Here is a 25,636-nt window from a genome sequence, read left to right as displayed (position 1 = left end):
TAGTAATAGCATCATAACCGCAAATAACATCATTTAAATGTCAAACAAATGGTAAGAAAGGATGTCATTTCTTTATCAGGATGCTGATTAACAAAGGTCTTAAAACGATTATCAATCAGCATAAAAAAAATCATCACACTCATTATCAACACTATAATTAACAACAAATCATCTAACACCCTATATACCATAAAATTTATATAGGCCATTCAATTGCTTTTATAGATCATGTAACGCTGCACTTGCAGTAAAAACAAGTACACGTCATTGTTGAATTTTATACCTTTGCCCAACATGGGTTTCCCTTTATCTACCCACCTCATTTTTTCAATAAAAAGAGTTACATGCAAAGCAATACTATACATTCAAAAAAATCATTTGCACCGACACTAATTGCTTTTGCATTAGTACCGATTTCAGGTTTGGCTACCGATATCTATTTACCATCAATGCCGCAGATGGCGCAAGAGCTTGGATTGGCTGAAAGCAATATTCAACTTACCTTATCACTTTTCTTAATCAGCTATGGGATCGCTCAATTTTTTACGGGTGCCCTTGTTGATGCTTGGGGAAGATACCGGATTACTTTAATTTCACTTTTTCTCTTTACCTTAAGTTTTTGGGTAACTGCCACAACAGACAATATCTTGGTTATTTATCTGATGCGCATATTGCAGGGGATTTTATCTGCATTTGTCGTTGTTTCAAAGCGCGCCTATTTTGTGGATGTATATGAAGGGGAAGAACGAAAACGTTACTTAAGCGCTATTACTATCGTATGGTCATTAGCCCCAATCATCGCACCTTTTATCGGTGGTTATTTACAAGCACAATTTGGATGGCGCTCGAACTTTATGTTGCTGGCAGCATATAGTGCTATTCTATTTGTATTGGAACTGATTTTTTCTGCCGAAACTATACGTAAAAAGAACCCCCTACAACTGAATTATTTAGTGACCGAATTTAAAACCATGCTTCAAACCAAAGATTTTACCTTCGGTGTATTGATGTGTGGTATAAGTTATGGATTGGTCATGTTTTATAATCTCAGTGGACCGTTCTTTATCGAGCACAACCTAGGCTTTAGTTCTATTACGACCGGCTACATTTCATTACTGATGGGACTTGCATGGATGTCGGGTGGATTTATAGGGCGAGCCCTTATCCAGAAATCTTTGTTGCCAAAATTACAAATAGCTAATTATCTACAAATAGGTTTTATCGTTGTGATGATCTTCATATCACCATATGCCACCAATATTTACACCTTATCGTTATTTGCTTTTCTCATCCATGTGACTGCGGGATTTATATTCAATAACTATTTTGGGTACTGCCTGGGTCGTTTTCCCTCATCAGCTGGAATAGCAGGTGGACTCGCAGGAGGTATTACGTATCTGGTCACTTCGGCATTAAGCTATATTGTCGTGAGTCTCGTGAATCCAGATACCCAAACTGAAATTGGAATAGGCTACGCTATTTTTGCATTTTTAGGGTTTGTTACACTGATCATCATCAAGCTTAAAAAAGCTTATAAACAATGGATATAGGAAACCAAACTATAAAATAAAGAATGCCAATAGCAATGTCGATACAAACAAAAAAGGTCGCTCTAAATCATCGTATTTTAGAGCGGCCTTTTTTAATAGCCTAAAAAAAATCACATTATTGACCAAAAAAACTGAAAAAAAATTTTACTCGAATCAAATAGATTGTATATTTGCCTCTGTTTAGAACAAATCTAAATTAATATAGAACAATACAGATGCTTATTTCATTCAGATCCATCCAAGAAAGATGGAAATATCTCCTACTGTTTGCGGCCTTTCAGCTATTTGTTTTCATATGTGAAGCCCAACAGATGCTTATACATGTCAAAACAGAAAAAGGTAATCCAATTGCTGGTGCCACAATCCTTCTTAATCAACAGTTTCTAGGAAGTACGGATACAAGTGGTTTGCTAAGGACAACGAATGAAAAAATTGTGAATCAAAAACTATCGGTTTCTGCTGTGGGTTTTCGTGAGCAAACGCTCAAAATATCAAACCAGATGCTTCATGATGCTTTAAACATTATTTTAGTGGCAAGCACGCATGTACTTGATGAGATCGTGGTGACAGCAGGTCGAAAACCAGAAAGCATTTCGACTATCCCCTCCTCTATTACGATTCTGAACCAACAAGATATTCAAGCGCAGACTAATATTACCAATAACTTGGCCTCGGTATTAGGAAATGCGATTCCTGGGCTGGGCACCTCTACCAATAAAGCAACCAATTCGGGACAAACACTACGTGGACGTGCTGTGCTCATATTAATTGATGGAATCCCACAATCAACACCGCTTATGAATGGAGCACGTGACCTACGAACTATCGACCCCAGTGTAATTGAACGTATCGAAGTGATAAAAGGTGCTACTTCCATTTATGGTAATGGTTCAGGTGGAGGTATCATCAATTATATCACGAAAAAAAACAGCGATGGTAAAAAGATAGGCGGGCAAACCCAATTGGGGACATCAATCAATCCATTTGATCCAAAAGAAACGATCGGGTATAGATTTTCGCAACAATTATTAGGTCAAGTGAAAAGGTGGAGCTACACCGTATCCGGATCTGTAGATTACACTGGTTTACAAAGGGATTCCGATGGTCTCCCGCTCGGACAAACAGATGGTCTATCGAACTCTTATCAATATAATGGATTTGCGAAAATTGGTTATAAAATTGACTCAAGCAGTACCTTGACCGGATTCTATAACTATTACGGGAGCACACAAAGAGCTCAATATATCAGTAAAAATGGTGTGTACGGTCAATCGCCTACCATCGGGGTCGTGGGCGAAGAACCAGGTAAACCTGCTGGTACGCCTTACAATCACAATGCCATGCTGAGCTACTCCAAAAATAATCTCTTTCAATCCACGCAATTAGATGTAACAGCTTATTTGAATTCATTTAGATCCATGAATAGATACGTTGTTAGCGGAACGGCTTGGTATGGTCCTGGCCAAACGATGATCAACTCGGATAAAAAAGGATTAAGAGTCAATTTAAATACACCATTTCAACTTTTTACTATCCCGACCGAAATAACCTATGGTTTGGATTTATTAAAAGATGTCACCTATCAAGATTTGACAGATGGCCGTGTATACATTCCTAAAATGAATATGGTTAACTTTGCACCATATGTACAGTTAAAAGCAGATCTAGTTGAAAATCTAATCTTCAAAGGAGGCGTTCGCTATGAAAATGCGACTGTTAAGATCCATGATTTCAATACGATCGCTACAGGTGCTAATGGCGAAGGTAGCATTATGGTGAGTGGTGGAAATATTCCTTATAAGGCGACGATGTTCAATGCCGGTTTACGGTATACAAAATACGATTATTTCAATCCCTTTGTGAGTTTTTCACAAGCCTTTGCCATCAATGAATTGGGCCGTATCTTACGCAGAGCTACAGAAAACACGATCGGAAATCTAGAAACAGATCCTATCATTACCAATAATTATGAAGCGGGTTTTTCTAGTCGTTTCAGCATATTCAATGTATCAGCTTCTTATTATATCAGTACTTCGGATTTAGGTGTAAACTTAGTTGATGTCGGTGGATTTCTCATGCCACAACGCGAGCCTGAAGAGGTAAAAGGTTATGAAATCGCACTAGATGCTCAGCTTAGTCAACAGTTAAGTTTAGGTGGTAGTTATGCTTATGTGGAAGGAAAAGCAAAAATGGATGATGGCACTAAAATTTATCTGAATGGCTCCCGCATTGCACCACCAAAAGCAACAGGATTTATTAACTATAAACCCAACCAACAATTAAACGTACAATTGTTTTGGATACATACAGGGTCTAGGGATCGATTTGCGCTTAATGATAAAGGAAAATACAACAATAGTGAAGGACCTATCAGTCATGTAGATCTTTTCAATTTATCGGGGAACTATAAATTTAATAAAAACTGGAGAATAGGTTTAGGAATAGAAAATTTATTCAACACATCTTACTACCCGACAGTGAGTCAATATCGTGCTTTAGATGCAGAGTATGTGAAAGGAAGCGGTACTGTGACTTCGGTGAATCTTTATTACCAGTTTTAAGAATGATTAAAAAAGGTATACTATGGTTACACAAATGGCTAGGCTTGTTTACAGGTCTGGTCGTTTTCATTGTAAGCTTATCTGGCTGTTTTTATGTATTCTATGACGAGCTTAAATTAATCATCTATCCGCAAAAATATTATACGCATGAACCGCAATCCGATCATAGTAAGCTCCTACCCCTTACCCAACTGATAGACATTGCTCAAAAAGCTTTACCTGAAGGTGAAAATATCAGCCGTGCAGATCTTTATCTTTCTCCAAACAGAACATGGGTTTTTCGTGCTGTAAAAACGAATGAACAGGGTATTGGTCATCATCAATATTTCACTTATCATAAGCGGGTATTTATAAATCCTTATTCGGGTCAGGTACAAGTAGTGGAAAATTCCAAAACTGAATTTTTCCAAGTGATATTGCAGTTACATATGAACCTCCTGTTGGGGAAAAAGATCGGTCATTGGGTCGTAGGAATTTCTATTATTATATTTATTATTATTCTACTATCAGGCATTGTTTTATGGTGGCCTAAAAAATGGAGTTTAAAAAAAATAAAAAGACAGATTTGGTTTGATTTCAACGTGAAATGGAAGCGATTAAATTATGATTTGCATCAGATTTTGGGACTTTATAGTTTAATCTTTGCTCTTCTAATTGCAACAACAGGTATTGCTTTTACTTTCCCTGCTTTTAAAGAATTTTATGTGAATGCTTTCAATCATCTGGGGGATACAAAAAAACTACCACCACAAAACAACTTTGATTATGTACCTCAAAATCAATCAAAAACTATAGATAATGCCCTGCATTACACCTTATCCAAACATCCTCAAGCAGAGATGATGTCAATCCGCTTACGCAAATCAATTGCCGAATCTCAGGATATACAAGTACGGTTTTCAGAGGAGCGTACTGGAGAATTCATTTGGTATTATTTTAATCAAACAAGCGGTCAAATTGAAAAACTGAAACAATCTCAAAATGCTCCGATCGGTGATAAAATTGGTGCAATGAATTATGATCTTCATGTAGGAAGTTATGGCGGAATGTTAACCAAAATCCTAACATTTATCGTGGGTTTGATCTGTGCCTCGCTACCGATTACCGGTACTATTATTTGGATCAATAAAATGAAGAAAAAGAAAAAAAAGATAGCAAAAGCCAAATAAAAATATCATAAAAACCGACTGATTATCTTTCCTAAAATTATAATAGTTCAAATTAAGTCGTATAAAGCCCTTGAAAAAATGGCTTTACTTTTTTAACAATATCCGATATTGCAAACAAGTCATAGTTTTCATATGTTATAACAGTAGAACGATAGAAACCGTCGAACTTTTCATCGATAACAAATTAAAAATTACGACATAATGAAATTTGGTCTGCAAAGCGAACACCAACAAGATAATATTAGTCAAACTATTCAGAAATTTCGTCAGGAAGTATTAGAAGATTTAGGCAACACTCCGAAGAAATTATCTTCCAAATACTTCTACGATAGCATTGGCGATAATCTATTTCAACAAATTATGGCTATGCAAACCTATTATTTGACCAATTGCGAACTCGATATATTCAAAAATAAAACGGCAGATATTGCTCATTTTATAAAAGCTGATGAGGAGCCTTTTGATCTGATTGAATTAGGTGCTGGTGATGCTATGAAATCTTCTTACTTACTGAGACATCTGATTGATCAAGATGTCAATTTCAGTTACATGCCTATCGATATATCAGGAAATATTCTGTCTCTTTTAAAAACAAATCTCAATAAATCCATACCAAATCTTGAAATCACTTGTCTTAAAGGTGAATATTTTGAGATGATCGATCAAGCTATGGCATTATCTTCAAGACGCAAAGTGGTTTTGTTTTTAGGAAGCAATATTGGTAATATGGAACTGGAAGAAGCCGCACAGTTTTGTGCCTCATTGCGGCAAAAACTTAACGTAGGCGATTACCTGGTCATTGGTTTTGATTTAAAGAAACACCCTCAAACCATATTAAATGCTTACGATGACCCTAGCGGCATTACGGCAAAATTTAACTTAAATCTTCTTGCACGCATCAATAGGGAACTGGAAGCTAATTTTGATCTGAATCTATTCGAGCATTATCAAACCTATGATCCGCTCAGCGGTGCCTGTCGAAGTTATCTCATCAGTCTTGCGGCACAACAAGTAATCATAGATAATCAGCACATTTCCTTCGTAGAAAATGAACCGATCTATATGGAAATATCTCAGAAATTCTCCGATAACGATATTCGACAGCTTGCTCATCAAGCAGGTTTTAATCCTGTAAAGGAACTGTACGATTCAAAACATTGGTTTGTAGATGTCATTTGGCAAGTCAAATAAAAAATTGTAACATGAAAACAGCAGATACAGTAAGCAAGCACATCATCGATTTAGAAGAAAAATATAGGACGATCAGAAATCATTCTGTCCATATTTGCGCTCCTTTAGCTATCGAAGACTATGTGGTACAACCCATTGCCGATGTAAGTCCTCCAAAATGGCATCTTGGTCATACTACATGGTTTTTTGAAACTTTTTTATTAATTCCATACTTCACCGGATACCAAACTTTCGATCCACAGTATAATTATGTTTTCAATAGTTATTATGAGACTGTAGGTGCGCGTGTGATCAGAACAGATCGTGGAAATTTGAGCCGTCCTTCGGTAGCCGATATTTATCAATATAGAGCATATGTTGATGAACAGATGCAGCTATTTTTTGATCAAAAATTTCATCTATCAGAACCTATTGCTATTTTATTAGAACTGGGACTCAATCATGAGCAACAACATCAGGAATTGCTCATCACCGATATTAAATATATCTTAGGTCATAATCCACTTTTCCCTCCTTATTTGCAAGATAGCATTTCTCCCACAGCTGAATTGAAGGCTATGGAAATGATAAACTTCCGTGAAGGTATATACGAAATCGGATTTGAAGGTACAGGTTTTTGCTTTGACAATGAACTTGGGCGGCATCGTGTATATCTTGGAGATTTTGAAATTGCGAATCGCTTGGTTAGTAATCGCGAATATCTAGAATTTATGGAAGCTGGTGGTTATCTTGAATTTAATCATTGGCATGCCGAGGGTTGGGATTGGGTAAAAACCTCTCAGCGAAGATCACCTTTATATTGGCATCAAATTGATCATCAATGGATGCATTATACACTTGCTGGTTTACAAGAACTGGATCTGAATGCTCCTGTCAACCATGTGAACTTTTATGAAGCTACTGCTTATGCGAATTGGAAAGGAATGCGTTTGCCGACAGAAGCGGAATGGGAAATCTCCGCTGATCTGCTAAACTGGGGCGAACGCTGGGAATGGACCGGAAGTGCTTATCTTCCCTATCCTGGATTCAAAAAGGAAGCAGGTGCAGTAGGTGAATACAATGGCAAATTTATGGTCAACCAAATGGTTTTAAGAGGGGCCTCAGAAGCTACCTCCCAAGGACATAGTAGAAAGACATATCGAAATTTCTTTCACGCTCATCATCAATGGCAATTTACTGGTATAAGACTTGCAAAATGAGTTATAGCTTATGATTAAAGTAGAGTCTATTTCAAAGCATTATGAAGGACGATCTGTTGTCGATGGAATATCCTTTGAAGCTTTTGACCAAGAAATCTTGATTCTTTTAGGAACTAGCGGATGCGGTAAAACAACGACGCTCAAAATGATCAATCGGCTCATCGAAACGGATACGGGTCATATCTCGATCAATGGTCAAAATATACGGGATAAAAAAATGGAAGATCTCAGGATGGGAATAGGATTTATCATGCAAAATACGGGGTTGTTTCCACATTATACCATTCAAGAAAATATCGCCACAGTTCCAAAGCTATTGAAATGGGATAAAAAACATATTCAAAACCGTACATATGAATTGATGCATAAATTGCATCTTTCTACGGATATGTTAATCCGATATCCACATGAATTAAGTGGTGGACAACAACAACGGGTAGGGATCATCAGAGCCTTAATTGCCAATACACCTGTCCTTTTAATGGATGAGCCATTTGGTGCACTGGACAATATTACTAAATCCGAAATTCATACCGCGTTTAAATCGCTGGATGAATTAAAAAATAAAACGACTATTTTAGTGACTCACGATGTGCAGGAGGCTTTTGAACTTGGTCATCGAATCGCTTTAATGGACAAGGGAAAAATCCTTCAAATTGGGACTCCAAAAGAAATGATCTATCATCCTAAAAATAATTTTGTAAGTGATTTTTTTGCTAGCAATAGATTATTGTTAGAACATAAAGTAACAACCCTAGCAGATCTCGAGAAGATGTTCCATATTCAGGATATCATACAATCAAGCCTTTCAGCACAATCAACGGTATGGTCGGCTTTACAACATTTGAGTACAGATAAGCATGACTTTGATCGTTATGAAAAACTTTCAAAAGCATTTGCTGCTTACAGAAAAATGCAAATAGCATGATGAAACAAAACTTTTGGACCTTTGTTGTCGAGCAACATGAAAAACTGTTCATGCAGGTCATACAGCATCTGGGATTGACCTTTTCATCGCTCTTGCTTGCTATTATTGTGGGTATTCCACTCGGTATATTGATATCAAGAAAGAAAAAACTAGCCCATTTTATATTGGGTATAGCAGGCATTTTACAAACAGTACCGAGTATTGCATTGCTCGGTTTTATGATTCCTTTTTTTGGTATAGGAGCAATTCCTGCAATTGTAGCATTATTGATTTATGCGCTGTTGCCAATTATTCGAAACACGTATACAGGCATTACTGGAGTTAGTACCAATGTGATGGAAGCAGGAAAAGCGATGGGTATGAATTCGCGCCAATTATTATTTAAAGTACAATTCCCCTTGGCAATGCCCGTCATACTTGCTGGAATCAGAACCGCTACGGTGATCAATGTAGGAGTTGCAACTTTGGCTTCATTTGTTGGCGCTGGTGGGCTGGGTGAATTTATCTTCGGAGGTATATCACTCAACAATAGTAATATGATATTAGCGGGCGCAATTCCGGCAGCATTTCTAGCCATTTTTTTGGATCAGACTATCGCTTTTTTGCAACGTTTAAAATTTAGAAATTTAAATCGATGGCGTGTAATCAGCTCATTGATAACCATAATTGCTCTTGCATCTTATTTTTGGCCCTCCCCTACATCAAACAAATTAAAAGCAGGTTTTACTCCAGAGTTTATGGGTAGACAAGATGGTGATCTCGGCTTACGTGCGGTATATGGCTTGTACATGAATCCAAAAATTATCAGTGATGCGATTATGTACAAAGCTATCCATGAAGGTAAATTGGATGTGATTAGCGGCTATTCGACAGACGGACGAATAAAGGCATTTGACCTTAACGTATTAGAAGATGATAAAAAAATATTTCCACCTTACTATGCTGCACCAATCATTAAATCAAAAACATTACTAAAATATCCAGATTTAGAACCTGTTATTGATCTATTAGCGGGTAAGATCAATGATTCCTTGATGACAGAAATGAATTATAAAACTGATTTTCTACAGCAAACACCGGAAAAAGTAGCACAAGACTTTTTAAAGTCCATACATCTATATAAAGGTGCCGGCCAACGTAATGCAGGAAAGATAAGAATTGGTTCTAAAATTTTTGGAGAACAGTATATTCTTGCGGCATTATACAAAATGCTAATTGAAGGACATACCTCCTATGCCGTGGAAACAAAAACAGGATTAGGGGGTACTAAAATTTGCTTTGATGCGCTCATGAATGATGCAATCGATCTCTATCCGGAGTATACCGGTACTGGACTATTGGTCCTCTTAAATACGACACAAGAAAATATGAAAGAGGTGACCCAAAACCCGGAAAAAACATATGATTATGTTCAACAAGAATTTAAAGATAAATATGGTGTAAAATGGTTAAAACCGATCGGTTTTAATAATGCATACGCTTTGATGATGCGAAATAAAGATGCTCATGATCAAAGGATAAAAAGTATTTCTGATTTAAAATCATATTTATCTTATTGAAATCATATTTATACGATATAGGAGTATGCATTGGATGGCTGCATTATAAAAATCCCTTTTTCCAATCTATTAGGGCCGATAACATAAAGGCAAAAATCAACTATTTAATATAAACTTAATATATATTAAATGTAGTATTTATAAACAATGTTTAGTATTGTAAAACTTTTTAAGTTATATTTACCATACTATCATGGCTATACAAGGAAATTTTTTTGTTTTTGAAAAACCTCATCAACTACTTCGGGCAGTATCAAGTAAGATACTCACTCTTGAAGATGGCGAAATACTGGTTAAAATAAATTATGCTACACGTTGTGGCAATTATCTTCATACATTTTGTGGTTTTATGCTTCTTGCGCAATCATTATATCTTTTTAAAACCGCAAACATCTATTAATAAACATGAGTAAGGTAAAATTAGCCGTATTTGACATCGCGGGAACAACAGTTCAAGACCACAATGAAGTAGAAAAATGTTTCTTTGATGCCATTAAAGCAACAAACATAGACGTATCTCCGGAAAAAATAAATAGTATGATGGGCTGGTCAAAGATCTTAGTATTTGAAACGATCTGGAAAGAGGAAATTGATATTGATCATCCCTCCTACCGTGATCAAGTAAATAAGTCTTATCAACTATTCTGTCATACCTTAGAAAATCATTATGAGTCTGTTGGAGCTAAGCCATACGATGGCGTACTGGACGTATTCGAGTTCTGTAGAAAGCAGGATATTAAAATAGCTTTGACAACAGGTTTCTACCGTAAAGTAACGGGCATCATTCTACAAAAACTAGGCTGGGATAAAGACTTAGACAAGAATTATCTTTGTATAGACAATACAGAATCTAATTGCATTAACTGTTCCATATCCAGCAGCGATGTGATGTATGGCAGACCAGCTCCAGATATGATCAAATTGGCGATGCAAAAGTTTAATATTTCAGACAGCAAATCTGTAATTAACTTAGGAGATACCCCTTCTGATCTACAATCTGCACACCATGCAAATGTACTTTATTCAGTAGGTTCTCTTTACGGCACGCACAAAGAAAATGAATTAATGGCTTATCCACATGACCTATTTATTAAAGAACCTAAAGCGTATATTGATATTATCAAACAGTTATAACAATCTCTATTAGGTTGTAAATGATAATGAAAAGAAATCATTTTTAAAAATCGGAGGGCTTGGCTTCTCCGATTTTTAAATTAAACCAATAATGAATAAAAGCCCTGTTGAACACCTTAAAGAAGTCGACATAAAAAACTTAATCATTCACTATAAAGATAGCTAATCTTTCAAAATTTGAAATTTACAGCAACTACATTCATTAATGACCAAACTAGGTTTGCGAGTTTTAAATCAAGGTAATTCAGTCCAGATATCACATCTACATCTTAAATTATACAGACAGATCAAATTTAAAAAACCAATAAATAACAGCTCGAGAATTGTTATTTATTGATTTTAAAAAAAATTAAGAACCGAACTCAAAGCTATTGCTCAATAAAATCCAGTTCAGCAATAGTAAGCAGTTTTCCTCCACCCGTTATTTCAGTGGATTCAACCTGAATGTACCTCGCTTGAATGTTTTTAGAAAATCGATGCGTTCGTTTTGTAGGGTCATTAATTAGATTTCCGAATTCAAATCGCTCGACCTCATTCCAATTTTTTCCATCATTACTGATTTTTAAAATACCCTTAGCCATCATACCACTTCCATGCTCTTTTTGTGGCGTATAACTAAATGCTGTTAAATTGTACTGCTGTCCAAGATCTATTGAAATATGCTGAGTGGCACCATCGTTATTAGACTGCCAATACGTTTTCGGATCTGCATCGAAAGCCATCTTTGCACTATGCTTAGGCTCTTCGCTAGTAAAATCTAAAATTTTTCCTAGTTTTTTCGCAATACCAATTGTTTCTTCAGCAACTGCTCCTATTCGTTTATCTGCACTGATGGCTACAGCTTTTATTTGACCGCCTTTTACATAGATCTGTTGTTTATATACCGGTGACTGTTCGGTAGGCTGACTACCATCTAATGTGTAATGTATTTGATAATTGGTATTTAGATTTTTAAGAATATCCTCTCCGTGAGGATTCCATCCAAATTCACTTTTCATAGGATCAATAGTAACCATACCATCTATACTGCGATTAAATACCAGTTGTGGAGGTCTTCCCGGAGCATAATGCGCCGACACCTCACTGATTATGGGAGTTGCCCGACTAGCCAGTACTCGAATGCGGAATTTATCTGCTGTTATTTCTGGAAAACGAAGAATACGTTTGTATCCTACATTAGTCGCCTGAGCGATCTCCTTCCATTTTCCACCAATCCAGGCATCTAAAGCATGCTTTTCTATACGCTCTCCATGCGTACTTACTGCTTCTTGAATCACAAAACGATTTATTTTTATAGCTTTTGGAGTTGTATAAATCAATTCCGGACTTTTATCGGATAGTACAGTAAAGGACTCCAGATTGCCATCTAATGTTTCTTTACTTCCTTTTGCTCCTCGCAAAAGATGACGACCATATGTTTCTTTAATACGACTTCCTACTTCATGTAAAACTTTTACATCTTCAGGTGAAAACTTTCCTTCCCTATTGGGTGGAATATTCAAAAGAAATATAGAATTACCGCCAACCGATCGTTCATAAATGTCAAAAACATCGTCTGTACTCCTCACTTTCTGATGTATATCATCTCTATAAAACCATCCTTCTCGAATGGAAGTATTGGTTTCTGCGGGTTGATAATGAAGAAATTTTCCTTTAAAAAGCTTTTCTCTGCTTGCCAAATCCTCATCCATCAAATCACTGAAATTTTGAAGTATTGCTGGATCTTCTTGATAAGGAATTACATTCCACTCGGTACTTCTAGTGTTTCCGGATTCATTTCCACACCATCTAATGCCTTCTTTTCCGAATACAACCGCTTCTGGAGCTAATTTTTTAATTAACTCGCGCCAGGCATTATAATTATATGTTTGGCCTCCTTTTCTCTTTGGATGTGCACCATCAAACCAAACTTCATGTACCGGACCATACTCCGTCAGTAATTCAAATAGCTGATTTAAGAAATATTCATTATAATCGTCCACTTTAAAATTAAACTTCGTTTTATTTTTAAATGGTCTTCCAGCTACTTCACGAGGGATGGTACGTTGCGTATACTCGCTTAAATTACCATAAAGTCCGTCGGGACTTTCAATCTGAAAAAGATCTGCAGGGGACAAGTAAATTCCCAGTTTTAATCCATATTTCTGACAAGAAGCGGTTAAGTCTTTCAGTACATCTCCTTGACCACCTCTAAATCCTGAAGACATAATTCCATGTTTTGTATATCTACTCTGCCAAAGCACAAAACCATCGTGATGCTTCACTGTAATAATCACTTTTTTCATTCCTGCAGCTTTCATAGCCTCACACCATTGATCGGTATCCAAAGTTTTAAGATCAAAAACTTGAGGATCCTCCATACCATTTCCCCATTCCATTTTCGTAAATGTATTAGGGCCAAAATGGATAAAAGCTATAAATTCATTTTTGAGAGCCTGATATTGATTTGCTGTAGGCACAACATGTACGGCTTTCCATATGATATCTTCCGGACGATCTGTACTCTTAACTTCATAGGTGCTTTTAACAGGTATTTTCTTATTATTCACTTGCGCATGACTATATACAGAGACAAGCCCTAACATAGCTGTCCATAGGATGGATTTATTCATAATTTTATTAATTTTTGGTTAACATAGATTTTTTGATTCTGAATACATGATTCTTTGACTCTAGAAATTCATAAAAATCGACACTTTTTATATTTTAAAAATCGATAACAGCTTTAATAAGATTTTCTTCGGGATTGTATAGATGATCAAATTTATCAATAAGATGATCAAATGGGATACGATGGGTAATAAATCCGTTCGTGTTGATAAGTCCTGCTTTCATCAGTTGAATCACTTTTTTAAAATCAACTGCACGAGCAGAACGGCTGGCTTTTAAAGTAATTTCTTTTCTGTGGAAATTAGGATCATCAAATGTAACATGTCCAACAAAAAGTCCGACAAAAATGATTGTACCACCATGGGCAATGAGATTAAATGAATTTTCCATCGAGTTTTTATTTCCCGTAGCATCGAATATTACAGTGGGAAGTTCGCCATTGAAAGATGTTTTGATATCTTTTTCCAAATCATCAGACAAGACTATGGTTGCCACATCAGGAAATTTATTTTTCACAAAATCTAATCTAAATTTTGAAAGATCTAAAACAGCGACTTTGACCCCCAATAAGCGCGCAATAGCAATAATACCTAAGCCAATGGGTCCGGCACCGATTACTAAAATAGTATCACCGTCTATAATATTAGCTCGATCGACTGCATGTGCTGCAACAGCAAACGGTTCAATTAGAGAAATTTGATCATCTTCAAGCCCATTGGCGAGGTGTACATTACTTGCTTTATACGTGATATATTCTTGCATAGCTCCATCCTCATGCACTCCCAGAACCGTTAGCGTAATGCCACAATTAGTTTTACCTCTATAGACCGCCTGATCATTCACAAGATTACGGTAGGGCTCCACAGTACACTTATCTCCTACAGTAAATTGGTTAACTTCATCTCCAGTAGCTACGATTTCAGCAGACACTTCGTGTCCCAAAATTCGGGGATACGTAAAAAACGGTTGTTTACCATTAAACGCGTGCAAATCTGTACCGCAAATGGATACTTTATTAATTTTCAATAGGACTTCATCGGGTTTCAATTCTGTCGGATTTTCCTTTTCCATATATTGAAACTTGCCAGGCTCTTGTAATATAATTGCTTTCATTTTTTCTTTTATAAAAATCATACATTAAACTAAAAATTGATGATCAATCATTGATCTTAAGATCAATTTCCAACTCCTATTTCGCTTATAATAGCTTCATCAATAGATTCCAAAATTTCAAATTTCACATAGCGTGCTTTCACTGAAAGAAAATCTAAAATCTTTAGATTGGTGTTTTTTTCCCACTTTCCTTCATTGATCTTTTTATAATTTTTACCATCTATGCTTGTTAGAATACGATATTTAGTCACCACTCCATTATACCCTAACCATCGTGCAGGGAGATAATAAAGCTTACTGATATCTTTGGAGATTCCAAGATCAAGAATAAGATAACGAGATGGATTTGGCTCAAATTTCCAATAGGTCTGGAATGCAGAAAATCCACCATTGTCTGGTATTTCATCGCTGCATCCATCAATCATAACGTCAGCATTAGTCTGTGTCAGTAATGCGGCAATAGGCGATCCTTCACTGGCTGGTGGTGACGGTTGAGTCACTGCTTTACCTGCAGAAGCGATGATCCCTGCTGGCAATATATAGTTATTGATCGTCTTAGGCTGAGTTGGCAGTGGTAATCGACTCATATTGGGTTTCCATCTTTTTCCTATTTCAGCCAAGCGATCAACCACCTCTTTATCAAAAAGACCGTTGCGATTAGGTGCTACATTGAGCATAAAATTGCAATACAATGGCTCGAGACGCTGTAACTTGTCAAGGGTATAGTCAAGACTTTTCACATTCTTAGGTGAGTCTGTATGCCAAAACCAACCATTTGTCATCGTTAGAGCCATCTGTGAAGCAAAGATATTATTTCCCGGAGGAAAGACTCCTTTGGGGCCTTCATAATAGATAAGATCCGTCTGAAAATTGCTATTTCCATTGTGTTCTGATACTAGGCAGTTGGGTTGCAATTTTTTTATATGGTCATAGATACGCTGATAAGAGATTCTACTGTGACCCATTTTCCAATTCCAACCATCAAAGATAATTTGTGGAATCTCTCCATAGTTTGTTAATAATTCCGTAAGTTGGTTGATGACAAATTCTTCTTCTTCCAATCCTCCATTTTCTACACCATTATGCCGATCCCAAATGGAAAAATACAAACAGGGCTTAATACCACGACTACGAAATGCATCTACATATTCTCTAACAATATCTTTTTTATAGGGACTACTGGCTACATCGTAATCCGTATATTTCGAATCCCATAAACAAAAGCCATCGTGATGTTTTGTTGTCAGAATCGCATATTTCATTCCTGCTGCAAGACATGCATCAGCCCATTGATGGCAGTCAAGTTGGGTAGGATTAAATTTTTGCGGATCATGATCTGGAGATGCCCATTCTTCATCGGTAAATGTCCCCATATTAAAATGCAGCATCACACCAAATCGTAGATCAACAAAATCAGACTGTAAGGGATACAGATCACGCTTATCTTGTGCGTAAACGGCAGTCGAAAGTATGGGCAACACATATAACAAAAGACTAATTTTTCCAATTGCCCATGTTGAGTAACGCTTACTTTTTATAATTGATTTCATTAATTTGATATTTTTATCATTAAGGATATATAGCTCGTGTATATAAATACTAAGGTAGCTGCTAAAAAAATTAAAAACCAATTGGCAATTCACCATTATATGCGTTATATTAGCATAATGAAAAATTTCACGTTAATATTCAGGCAATAGAACATTGCTTTTAAATATTTAAGTGATATCAAATTATGAAACCGATTCCTGCTAAAATATTAGAGGGTAAAGAAAATGATGTATTTGATACAAAAATTGTCACCTCACCTTATTTTTCTACCTTATTTCATTTTCATGAAGAATGTCAGATAAACTATGTCGTCGAGAGTGTAGGCACTAGAATGATCGGAGACAGTGTCGAGAGTTTTGGTCATGATGATCTTATTTTAGTGGGTTCTAATATTCCACATGTCTGGCACAACAGTAGGGAATATTTCATCTCTTCTAATCCTGAAAATAAGGCCAAGTCAATCACACTTTTTTTTCATCCCGATAAAATACTCGATATCTTTTCACAGTTTGGAAATGTCAAGACACTTGCTGATTTTTTTCAACTCAGTAAACGCTGTATGCGATTTAAGGGGGAAGCAAAACTACAAATCAAAAATCTTTTAATGGAATTAGCGGAGGAAGCAAACGTATTGCAGAGATTGACATTGCTCACAAAAATACTTCACGTATTGAGTCAAACTAAAGATTATGATTTACTTACCGGTGCGGGTTACACCAACACCTATCACTTAAAAGATAACGATCGGATGGATATCATTTTAAAGTATATTTTCAATAATTTTTCTAAAGAAATACTATTAGAAGATGTAGCAGATATGATCCATATGAATAAACAATCTTTTTGCCGATATTTCAAAAACAGAACACAAAAAACATTTGTTGAATTTGTGAATGAAGTTCGCATCGGTCATGCCTGTAAATTACTTAATCAGGAAGAGTATCGGGTGAGCAATTTAGCTTATGACTGCGGATTTAATAGTCTCTCTAATTTTAACAAGTTTTTTAAAAAAATTAAAGGCTCAACGCCTCGTGAATATCGTAATAAATTAATATTATCTTAGATAAAAGCCTATAATCTGCTAAATTTAAAAACCATCTCGATCAAATTGAAAATTGGGTGTATAACAAAAATTAATAGATTGATTATAAACCCAGATTTACTTTTAATTGTTTTAGCACTTCTACATCCGAATCTTTTATCCGACCTGCACGATTAGCTCCTACGTTTAATATCAAAATATGATCTTGAGCCGTTGCTTTGTTATAAAGATCAGCGAGCTCAGCAACAGGGCGCGACGTATGATCATCTGCATAATAAAACGATCTTTTCCCAAAAACTGCTGTCCCAAAACTACTGTTGTCTCGAATGGCATATAATATACCTGTCCCTGATTAATAAACAATTTTGGATCTGGATTTTTTGGAGAATTCACTCTGCAATCTGACTATTAAAAAACAATACACAACGATACGAATACGATCTGTACAGATTTATGCTTAAAAATAAGCATTGACTTGATCATAAAGTGAATGGGATATAAAACAACTTACTGCAACAATACTAACCTGATTTGACACTATATTACCTCAACTATTAAAAAGAAATCCTACTATGAAGATATTCTACTTTTAGCCAATACATTTTTATTTCTGATAGGTCTTTTGCTATATTACTAGGAGCAATAAAATCACTTTAAATGTATATTCTAAAAAGCATCGTTGTGTGTGGATTTTTTCTTTTGACACTTAACAGTTGTAACCAACCAAATTCCAAAATCCAAGCCACAGCGGCTTAAACTGCAGGTACATTAATCGTAGATGGCAGTTATGTGACTTCTGAATATGATCAAAGAGCGGAGGGATTTGACTGGGTTGGTATTACTATTAAAAGCGAACAGGACAGCAGTATCACGATACAAGTCAGATCGCGTGCTGACAAGAAAAAACCAACTTGTACACTTGATAAAAATGTGACCTAAGTGAAAGAGGGAGTTTATCTAGCCTCACTTCAAGGAAAGAATGTGATATTTACTTTTAATGAGAACTCGTTAACGATTGCGCCAGAAAAACCAGAAGAATAACTCTTATAACTAATTAAATTATAAACTATAATTTTTTAATACGCTATGATATGGCTAACCATTACTATTCAATAAAACATCAATAAGAAAGGAGCTGTCCAAAAAAATAGATAACTCCTTTCCTATACGTGTACTTGCCTATCCAAAATGGATAGCCTATTTCTCTAATTTCCTTTTCAATTTAAAGTCATTAGGTACTTATTTGATATCAAATGTCAATTCTAAGATATTTTTGCCTTGGAATTTAGTGGCATATGCCTGATCAAGTAGATCTACACGTTCAATCTTTGCTTTAACATCCGGTTCTATTTTGCGTAAGATGTACGATAATTTCTTCGTATTTCCTTTATTTTCATTTCCTAATGTAAAGAAAGCCATCAAGCCTGTCATTTCATATTTACCATTAACCTTTGTTCCGTCTGCATAAATTGTATCACGTGGTTGAAAAATCGCTCCACCATTCGTTTCTGAATTTGCATTTGCGATCAATTTATCGCCGATTAGGAAAGCTTTATATTCATTTGCTGTAGTGAGATTCTTGACATAAGTATCTTGGATTTCGCCTCCATTTTCATCGTAAACTTTTAAGTCGACCTTATAGGCAATCTCAGTATTTAGATTAATAGCACTACTCGCTAGTGATTGACCTGAAGCATCAAAATTTATTTTGATCACAGCGCCTTCTTTTGCAGTAGCTACACCATGGAAATGGTCTCCGTGAGCGGCTCCTTTAGTTCCTTCAAGCTCAGTAAATTGTAAGGATGCTCTCACTTCCTTACCTACTATTGGAGTATCATCGTCTTTTTTACACGATACAATACCAACTAAAAGACCTAAGGATGTTAACACGAATACAGTAGTACTTTTGATAAATTTAATTTTCATGATTTGATTTTGATTTCAGTTTAATAATTCAACCATTAAATGTTATAGCATTTGCAACTATGTTGCAAATATAATAAAACAATATTCAAATGCAACATAGTTGCTTAATTAAATTATAAATTTTAATCTCAACATATCATAATCATTTCTCAAATGAATTTAGACATAAGTTATTATTCAGCAATACATAAAATCATTTAATACTTTTTGCCCTATGTATAAAAGCATGACGAGATCCTAAATATAGATAAGAATATAAGTAATTTTATTTGTCAATCAATCCTCAATAGTCCTGAAGTAAAACCATTTTAAGAAGAAATAAGGAAAGAAAGAAAGAAAGAAAGAAAGAAAGAAAGAAAGAAAATTAGACCATCCTGCAACTACTTGCTGTTCTAGATGGTCTAATTTATTTTATACTCGATAAAATTGCTCCCATCCTTTTGCTGGTGGAGGACCATAGAGCAAAGCATTGGCAAAACGATCATTAGGAATTTCTTTTTTAACTGCATCGAAATCAAACTTAGCATTCAATCTTTGTGCAATGACGCCTAAGCAAAACACTTGGCTCAATGGACCTGCTACTTCAAAACTTGAGCGTGTTTTTTCTAGCCCTTTACAGGCGTTCAAGAAATTTGCAAAATGATTAGAGGGTGATTTCGGTATTTCTGGAAGAAGTTTTGCTACCTCACGAGCCCTCTCTTCTGGAATAATCTCTAAGATACTTGCATGCGAACCTCCTTTGAATATCAAATCTTTAGTATATATAATTTTCCCAGGGTTCAACTTCACAGTTTCTACTTTACCCGTACTAGGAGCTGGTATATTTGGATCCAAGCTAGAACCTCCATAACCTGATGGTATTTCTGGTAAATTGTCCAATCCATCATACCAATTGATATCAAGAGCTGGCATATGCTTTCTTTTGGAAAATTTGAATTTCAACGTGGATGATTTCGGAAAGAAATAAGAATTATGCTCCAAAAGTTTCACTGCTTCTACACGATGAGGTAAACCTAATTGTAAAAATTCATGTGCTGTGTCCAAGATATGTGCTCCCCAATCTCCCAAAGCTCCCATCCCAAAATCAAACCAACAACGCCACTGTCCGTTAACAAAGTCTTTATTATAATCATGACCTAAAGTTTGCATCTGCCACATATCCCAATCCAACGTCGAGGGAATGCGTTCTGGATATGGAAAACCTTTGATATTAGCATCCCAAGTATGCCAACGTCTTGCAAAATTCATATGTGCATCTATGCGTGTCACGTCTTTGATGATACCAGCTTCCTGCCAACTTTTGAATTGAAAATAGTTGGGTTCCGAATGTCCCTGATTGCCCATTTGAGTAACTACTTTATTAAATTTTTGAGCCTTTTGCATCATAAGCTCTGTTTCCCAAAATGTACTCGCCATCGGTTTTTCTACGTATACATGAATCCCCATGTCTATAGCCATCATGGTAATTGCAAAATGTGCAAAATCAGGAGTACCTATAGATACCGCATCAATTTGTCCACCCATTTTATCAAACATTTGCCTAAAATCTCGAAAGCGGGGTACGTTAGGAAACATCTTTAATATTTCCAAAGTATGTGGAGCTTCTAAATCAACATCACATAATGCTACAACATTACACAAACCTGTTTTGTAAAGTTCTTTGATCACTTCTGCTGCTCGATTTCCTATTCCTACACATGCCAAATTCAGTCTTTCATTTGCCGATGCTAATTTTACATTTCCAAGAGCTGCGTTTGACATCAATAATCCACCCCCTATAAAAGCTGTGTTACGTAAAAAATTTCTTCTTGATAATTGCTTCATTATTTCAATTCCTTAATTTTAATATTTCGAAAATGAACCTCATCACCATGATCTTGCAACAGAATATGTCCTTTTTCAGCCTCTCCAAAATTTGGCCAATCCTTATATTTACTCCCTGCTACAAGCTCTTTAAATTCTGGCGAACCTCGTCTATAAGTCAATACTTTTATACCATTCAAATAGTGTGTGACTTGATTGTCTGGTGTAACCATAATTCGTCCTCTATTCCATTCACCTATAGGTCGTGGTGCGCGCACATGTTTCAGCGAAGGAATTAAATCATATAAAGATGCCATGGTACGATTACCATTTTTACCCATTTTAGCATCTGGATGTTTTTCATCATCCAACAATTGGTATTCAAGTCCAATCGCCGATCCTTTCGTCTCCTCCTGCATCGTAACAAAATATTTCACACCGCTGTTCGCTCCTGGAGTTAGTTTAAATTCAAATGAAAGATCAAAAGCGCTATATTGTTTATCGGTTATTATATCCCTTCCATTAGTTGACTCTCCTCCATTAGCTTTTAAAACAGTTATTTCACCATCTTTAATTTCCCATCCTTTTTTTGGAAAATGATTTGCATCTATACTACGCCATCCTTTTGAATCTATACCATTAAACAATAAGTTGATGCCAGACTTCTTTTCTTGAGATGATACATTGTTTTTTTTGAGATTAACAACAAACATATCTTGAGGCAATTTGGTGAATGACAAGCCTGCTGTTTTAATTCTTATATTTTTAAAATACACTTTCTGACCAACCAAACGATCTGGTACGCTATGCACTTGCAATGCAATTATTCCCTTTCTATCGAGTGTATCTATGACAGCAGCGGTAGGAACATCATTTAACCAAATACGGACTTCATCATCGATCGCTTCTATACGTACTTTATTAAATTGATTTGCTTTAAAAGCTTTTTGAGCAGATTCCTGCAAATCCAGCGGATAAAGCCAGTTTCGCCGACCTTCATCATATACTCCACCGGTCCATGCTCGCTCACTTGGATCAATATCCATCTGCTTACCAAAAACAAGACCTTGACCATTATTTCCCTGTGGATCATAATTACTTCTAAACTGAATCCCAGAATTAGTTTCTGTTCCTTCAATTCTAAATTCCAACTCTAAAATAAAGTCTTCATATTCCTTTTCTGTTGACAAAAATGAATTTGGCACTCCTTTGACCATTTCGCCTACAATCACACCATCTTCAATCGTATATTTTGCTTTTCCTCCAAGGATTTTCCATCCATTAAATGTTTTTCCATCAAAAATTGGTATGAAAGAGCTTTGTCTTTTCGTTTGTCCATAAGTTGAAGATGCAAAGAACAACATACAACTACTCATTATCATTAAAAAATTCTTGTTCATATTTATTTATAATTTATTAAACATACTATTATCATACATGCACATGTTGACAAAGACATCTGCATGCTTACTATTTTGTATTTTAATTATAACCTGGAGATTTTTTTAGGTTTACACTCAAATCAATTTTAACCTGACTGATAGGTAAATATAAAATAAATATTTGAAATTATCCAATAATAATGCTTACTCATGAGACATTTTAACAACTAATATTCCCTTAATATTATACCATAAAAAAGAGCATTTTAACATGGAGTTTTAAGTAAAAAACAGTTATATTTAATTTATATTTCAACCTACAAAAATGTCGTATGGAAGACATGATACTTTACAATCGGTTACAGTTTGCTTTTACCATCACTTTTCACTATCTGTTTCCGCAATTGACGATGGGATTATCTTTAATGATTGTTTACTTCAAATGGAAATTTTTACGCACAAAAATTGATGACTACAATCATGCTGCAAAATTTTGGATGAAAATCTTTGCCTTGAATTTTACAATGGGAGTGGTGACAGGAATACCAATGGAATTTCAATTTGGTACAAATTGGGCCAAATTTTCTGAGTTGACGGGAGGTATTATCGGACAAACACTAGCCATGGAAGGTATGTTTTCCTTTTTTTTAGAATCTTCTTTTTTAGGAATGTTTCTATTTGGGGAAAAGCTTCTTGGTCATAAACTCCATTTTCTCTCTGGGTTGATGGTATTTATAGGATCGTGGGCAAGTGGTTTCCTTATTATCGCTACACACTCCTGGATGCAATATCCTGTGGGATATGAAATAGTAGAAAATGGGAAGTTTGTTTTAAATAACTTTACAGCTCTATTCAATAATCCTTGGCTCTGGCCATCATATTTACATAATCAAGCTGGCTCTCTGATCACCAGTTCATTCTTTGTTGCTGCAGTGGGAGCTTTTTACTTGCTGAGTAACAAGCATAGTCGATTTGGAAAAATATTCGTGAAGACTGGAGTTATTTTTGGAGTCATATCTTCTATTGTGGTTGCGTTCCCCACAGGTGATATGGCTGCAAAAAATGTAGTCAAATATCAACCTGTCACTTTTGCTGCCATGGAGGGCATTTTCAAAACGGAAAAAGGAGGTTCTGAAATTGTTCTTATCGGTCAGCCTGATATGCTAAATAAAAAATTAGATAACAAAATTGCTGTTCCAAATGTCCTTAGCTTTCTTACTTATCAACGCTGGGATGCTGAAATTAAGGGCTTAAATGAATTTGATGAATCTATACACCCTACAAATATTCCAGGATTATACTATGGCTACCACATCATGGCTGGTCTTGGAACCATATTTATTGCGATCATGTTAACAGCTACTTTTTTACTTTGGAAGAATAGACTATTTCAAACGAAATGGCTACTATGGATCCTCATGTTTATGATTCCATTTCCTTATATCGCCAATACTGCAGGTTGGTATACAGCTGAATTAGGAAGGCAACCATGGCTGGTATATAACCTGATGCGCATGGTAGATGGTGTATCACCTACCGTTTCTTCTGGAAATGCATTATTCACACTTTTAGGATTCGTAGGACTTTATATACTACTGGGATTATTGTTTTTAATGCTGGTATTAAAAATCATCAGAAAAGGTCCTGAATCCCAAATTGCTTTAAATAATTAGCTATGGAAATATTTTGGTTTGTTGTGTTGATGATTATGCTCGGAATCTATGTCATTCTCGATGGCTACGATTTTGGAGCAGGAATTGTTCATCTTTTCTTTGCTAAAACAGAAGAAGAAAAAAAAGCTGTAACCAATTCCATTGGACCATTTTGGGATGCCAATGAAGTTTGGCTCATCGCATCGGGAGGGGTACTTTTTTTCGCTTTTCCAACCTTATATGCTTCAGCTTTTAGTGGTTTTTACTTACCCCTTATGCTTGTGTTATGGTTGCTTATCTTTAGAGCGATCAGTCTAGAATTAAGAGGACAGGTTCATAACCGGATGTGGGAATTGATGTGGGATAAATTGTTCGGTTTGGCGAGTCTATTACTCGCTCTATTTTTTGGAGCAGCTTTAGGAAATGTCGTTCGAGGAGTTAATCTTGGTATGGTTGAAAATGGTGTATCTACTCAAGAACCTCATTATTTCTTTTTAGCCTTATGGAATCCAACATTTGATCCATTGGCCGAACATCAAGGAGTGATTGATTGGTTCACTTTATTATTGGGTCTTGTCGCAGTTGTGACCCTGACCATTCATGGTGCAAATTGGATCATTCTTAAAACATCAAGCACCCTGAGTATACGTCTAAAAACTGTAATTTTTAAACTCAATTTTGTTTTATTGTTTTTAGTAATATTATCCGCTTACGTATGGCATGATGTGAAACCAATATCATTACATAATTTTGAAACTTATTATTGGTTGTGGATATTCCCTCTTATTGCTGCAGTTGGTCTTTTTGGACAGTTTAGAATTAAAAAATTTACAAAAGATTTATCTGGTTTTATTTATTCATCCTTATTTATTTTTGGAAGTTTTGGATCTACTATAGCTTCCATGTTCCCCATATTACTACCTTCGACTAATGCGGTAAATCCTTCTTTAACTATACAGAATGTATCCGCAAACGAATATGGTTTATCTGTTGGGATAGGTTGGTTCTGTGTAGCAGCAGTATTGGTGATTGTATATTTCATCATTCAATTTAAAGTTTTCAGAGGCAAATTAGATGATGTCGGATATGGTGACCATTAAGATGGATTAATTTTATCAAACCTTTTTCATACAAAAGAGCTATTCTAAGAATCGCTCTTGTCTTATTTAAAAATTAAATTTTAGAGGTCTCAAAAGCATTTAATGTCCTTAACCAAAATATTAGTTACTAAATTTTGTAACACCTCCCTCAGTGAACTAAAAAAAG

General features: G+C 35.6%; 17 protein-coding genes. 11 read left to right on the top strand and 6 right to left on the bottom strand.

The window, feature by feature from the left end:
- The first annotated feature begins 344 nt into the window (after positions 1–344).
- The 8 genes from B3P23_RS14455 to B3P23_RS14420 all read left to right on the top strand — a co-directional run bounded on the left by B3P23_RS14455 (position 345) and on the right by B3P23_RS14420 (position 11,291).
- Positions 345–1,550, top strand: coding sequence for an MFS transporter (locus B3P23_RS14455; RefSeq protein WP_293927374.1), 1,206 nt, complete (start codon positions 345–347; stop codon positions 1,548–1,550).
- A 215-nt stretch (positions 1,551–1,765) separates the two neighbouring features.
- Positions 1,766–4,111: a TonB-dependent receptor gene (locus B3P23_RS14450; RefSeq protein ID WP_293927371.1), complete on the top strand. Its 2,346-nt coding sequence runs from the start codon at positions 1,766–1,768 to the stop codon at positions 4,109–4,111.
- Between the two features lie 2 nt (positions 4,112–4,113).
- Positions 4,114–5,280 (top strand): PepSY-associated TM helix domain-containing protein, encoded by a 1,167-nt coding sequence (locus B3P23_RS14445; RefSeq protein ID WP_293927368.1) that lies wholly within the window; start codon positions 4,114–4,116, stop codon positions 5,278–5,280.
- Positions 5,281–5,481: 201 nt separating this feature from the next.
- Positions 5,482–6,471, top strand: a complete 990-nt coding sequence (locus B3P23_RS14440) for an L-histidine N(alpha)-methyltransferase (protein WP_260948846.1) — start codon at positions 5,482–5,484, stop codon at positions 6,469–6,471.
- A gap of 11 nt (positions 6,472–6,482) precedes the next feature.
- Entirely contained in the window at positions 6,483–7,670 is a 1,188-nt protein-coding gene (egtB, locus tag B3P23_RS14435) for an ergothioneine biosynthesis protein EgtB (protein ID WP_293927364.1), read from the top strand.
- Positions 7,671–7,680: 10 nt separating this feature from the next.
- Complete coding sequence (locus tag B3P23_RS14430; RefSeq protein WP_293927361.1) at positions 7,681–8,598, top strand: ABC transporter ATP-binding protein; 918 nt, start codon at positions 7,681–7,683, stop codon at positions 8,596–8,598.
- A complete protein-coding gene (locus B3P23_RS14425) occupies positions 8,595–10,157 on the top strand; it encodes an ABC transporter permease/substrate-binding protein (RefSeq protein ID WP_260948841.1) in 1,563 nt (520 codons plus the stop codon). The genes B3P23_RS14430 and B3P23_RS14425 overlap by 4 nt, the downstream gene beginning before the upstream one ends.
- 405 nt (positions 10,158–10,562) lie before the next feature.
- The gene (locus tag B3P23_RS14420) at positions 10,563–11,291 is read left to right on the top strand and encodes an HAD hydrolase-like protein (RefSeq protein WP_293927353.1); all 729 of its coding nucleotides are present in this window, start codon (positions 10,563–10,565) and stop codon (positions 11,289–11,291) included.
- A 368-nt stretch (positions 11,292–11,659) separates the two neighbouring features.
- Here B3P23_RS14420 and B3P23_RS14415 read toward each other — a convergent pair whose 3' ends face one another.
- From B3P23_RS14415 to B3P23_RS14405, 3 genes are all read right to left on the bottom strand, one after another.
- Entirely contained in the window at positions 11,660–13,903 is a 2,244-nt protein-coding gene (locus B3P23_RS14415; protein ID WP_293927350.1) for an alpha-L-fucosidase, read from the bottom strand.
- A gap of 94 nt (positions 13,904–13,997) precedes the next feature.
- On the bottom strand, positions 13,998–15,014 hold the full coding sequence (locus B3P23_RS14410) for a zinc-binding alcohol dehydrogenase family protein (protein WP_045755634.1): 1,017 nt from the start codon (positions 15,012–15,014) through the stop codon (positions 13,998–14,000).
- 62 nt (positions 15,015–15,076) lie between these two features.
- Positions 15,077–16,564 carry an alpha-L-fucosidase gene (locus B3P23_RS14405; protein WP_293927343.1) on the bottom strand — a complete coding sequence of 496 codons (1,488 nt, stop codon included), beginning with the start codon at positions 16,562–16,564 and terminating at the stop codon, positions 15,077–15,079.
- Positions 16,565–16,749: 185 nt separating this feature from the next.
- Between B3P23_RS14405 and B3P23_RS14400 the strand changes: the two genes are divergently transcribed.
- Positions 16,750–17,628 carry an AraC family transcriptional regulator gene (locus B3P23_RS14400; RefSeq protein WP_045754725.1) on the top strand — a complete coding sequence of 293 codons (879 nt, stop codon included), beginning with the start codon at positions 16,750–16,752 and terminating at the stop codon, positions 17,626–17,628.
- Between the two features lie 1,218 nt (positions 17,629–18,846).
- Here B3P23_RS14400 and B3P23_RS14395 read toward each other — a convergent pair.
- The 3 genes from B3P23_RS14395 to B3P23_RS14385 form a co-directional block, all read right to left on the bottom strand.
- The gene (locus B3P23_RS14395; protein WP_293927340.1) at positions 18,847–19,533 is read right to left on the bottom strand and encodes a hypothetical protein; all 687 of its coding nucleotides are present in this window, start codon (positions 19,531–19,533) and stop codon (positions 18,847–18,849) included.
- A gap of 411 nt (positions 19,534–19,944) precedes the next feature.
- A complete protein-coding gene (locus tag B3P23_RS14390; RefSeq protein WP_094772451.1) occupies positions 19,945–21,357 on the bottom strand; it encodes a Gfo/Idh/MocA family oxidoreductase in 1,413 nt (470 codons plus the stop codon).
- Complete coding sequence (locus tag B3P23_RS14385; protein ID WP_293927337.1) at positions 21,357–22,736, bottom strand: 3-keto-disaccharide hydrolase; 1,380 nt, start codon at positions 22,734–22,736, stop codon at positions 21,357–21,359. The genes B3P23_RS14390 and B3P23_RS14385 overlap by 1 nt, the downstream gene beginning before the upstream one ends.
- A gap of 314 nt (positions 22,737–23,050) precedes the next feature.
- On the opposite strand from B3P23_RS14385, the gene B3P23_RS14380 reads away from it, so the two are divergent.
- Both B3P23_RS14380 and cydB read left to right on the top strand, forming a co-directional pair.
- Positions 23,051–24,391 (top strand): cytochrome ubiquinol oxidase subunit I, encoded by a 1,341-nt coding sequence (locus tag B3P23_RS14380; protein ID WP_094772449.1) that lies wholly within the window; start codon positions 23,051–23,053, stop codon positions 24,389–24,391.
- Between the two features lie 2 nt (positions 24,392–24,393).
- Positions 24,394–25,470, top strand: a complete 1,077-nt coding sequence (gene cydB / locus B3P23_RS14375; RefSeq protein WP_293927333.1) for a cytochrome d ubiquinol oxidase subunit II — start codon at positions 24,394–24,396, stop codon at positions 25,468–25,470.
- Positions 25,471–25,636: the final 166 nt, after the last annotated feature.

Origin of the sequence: Sphingobacterium sp. UBA6320, assembly GCF_002440335.1 — a bacterium.
GTDB lineage: Bacteria > Bacteroidota > Bacteroidia > Sphingobacteriales > Sphingobacteriaceae > Sphingobacterium.
The sequence above is the reverse complement of the archived record's forward strand: the minus strand, read 5'-3'. Positions and strand labels throughout refer to the sequence as shown.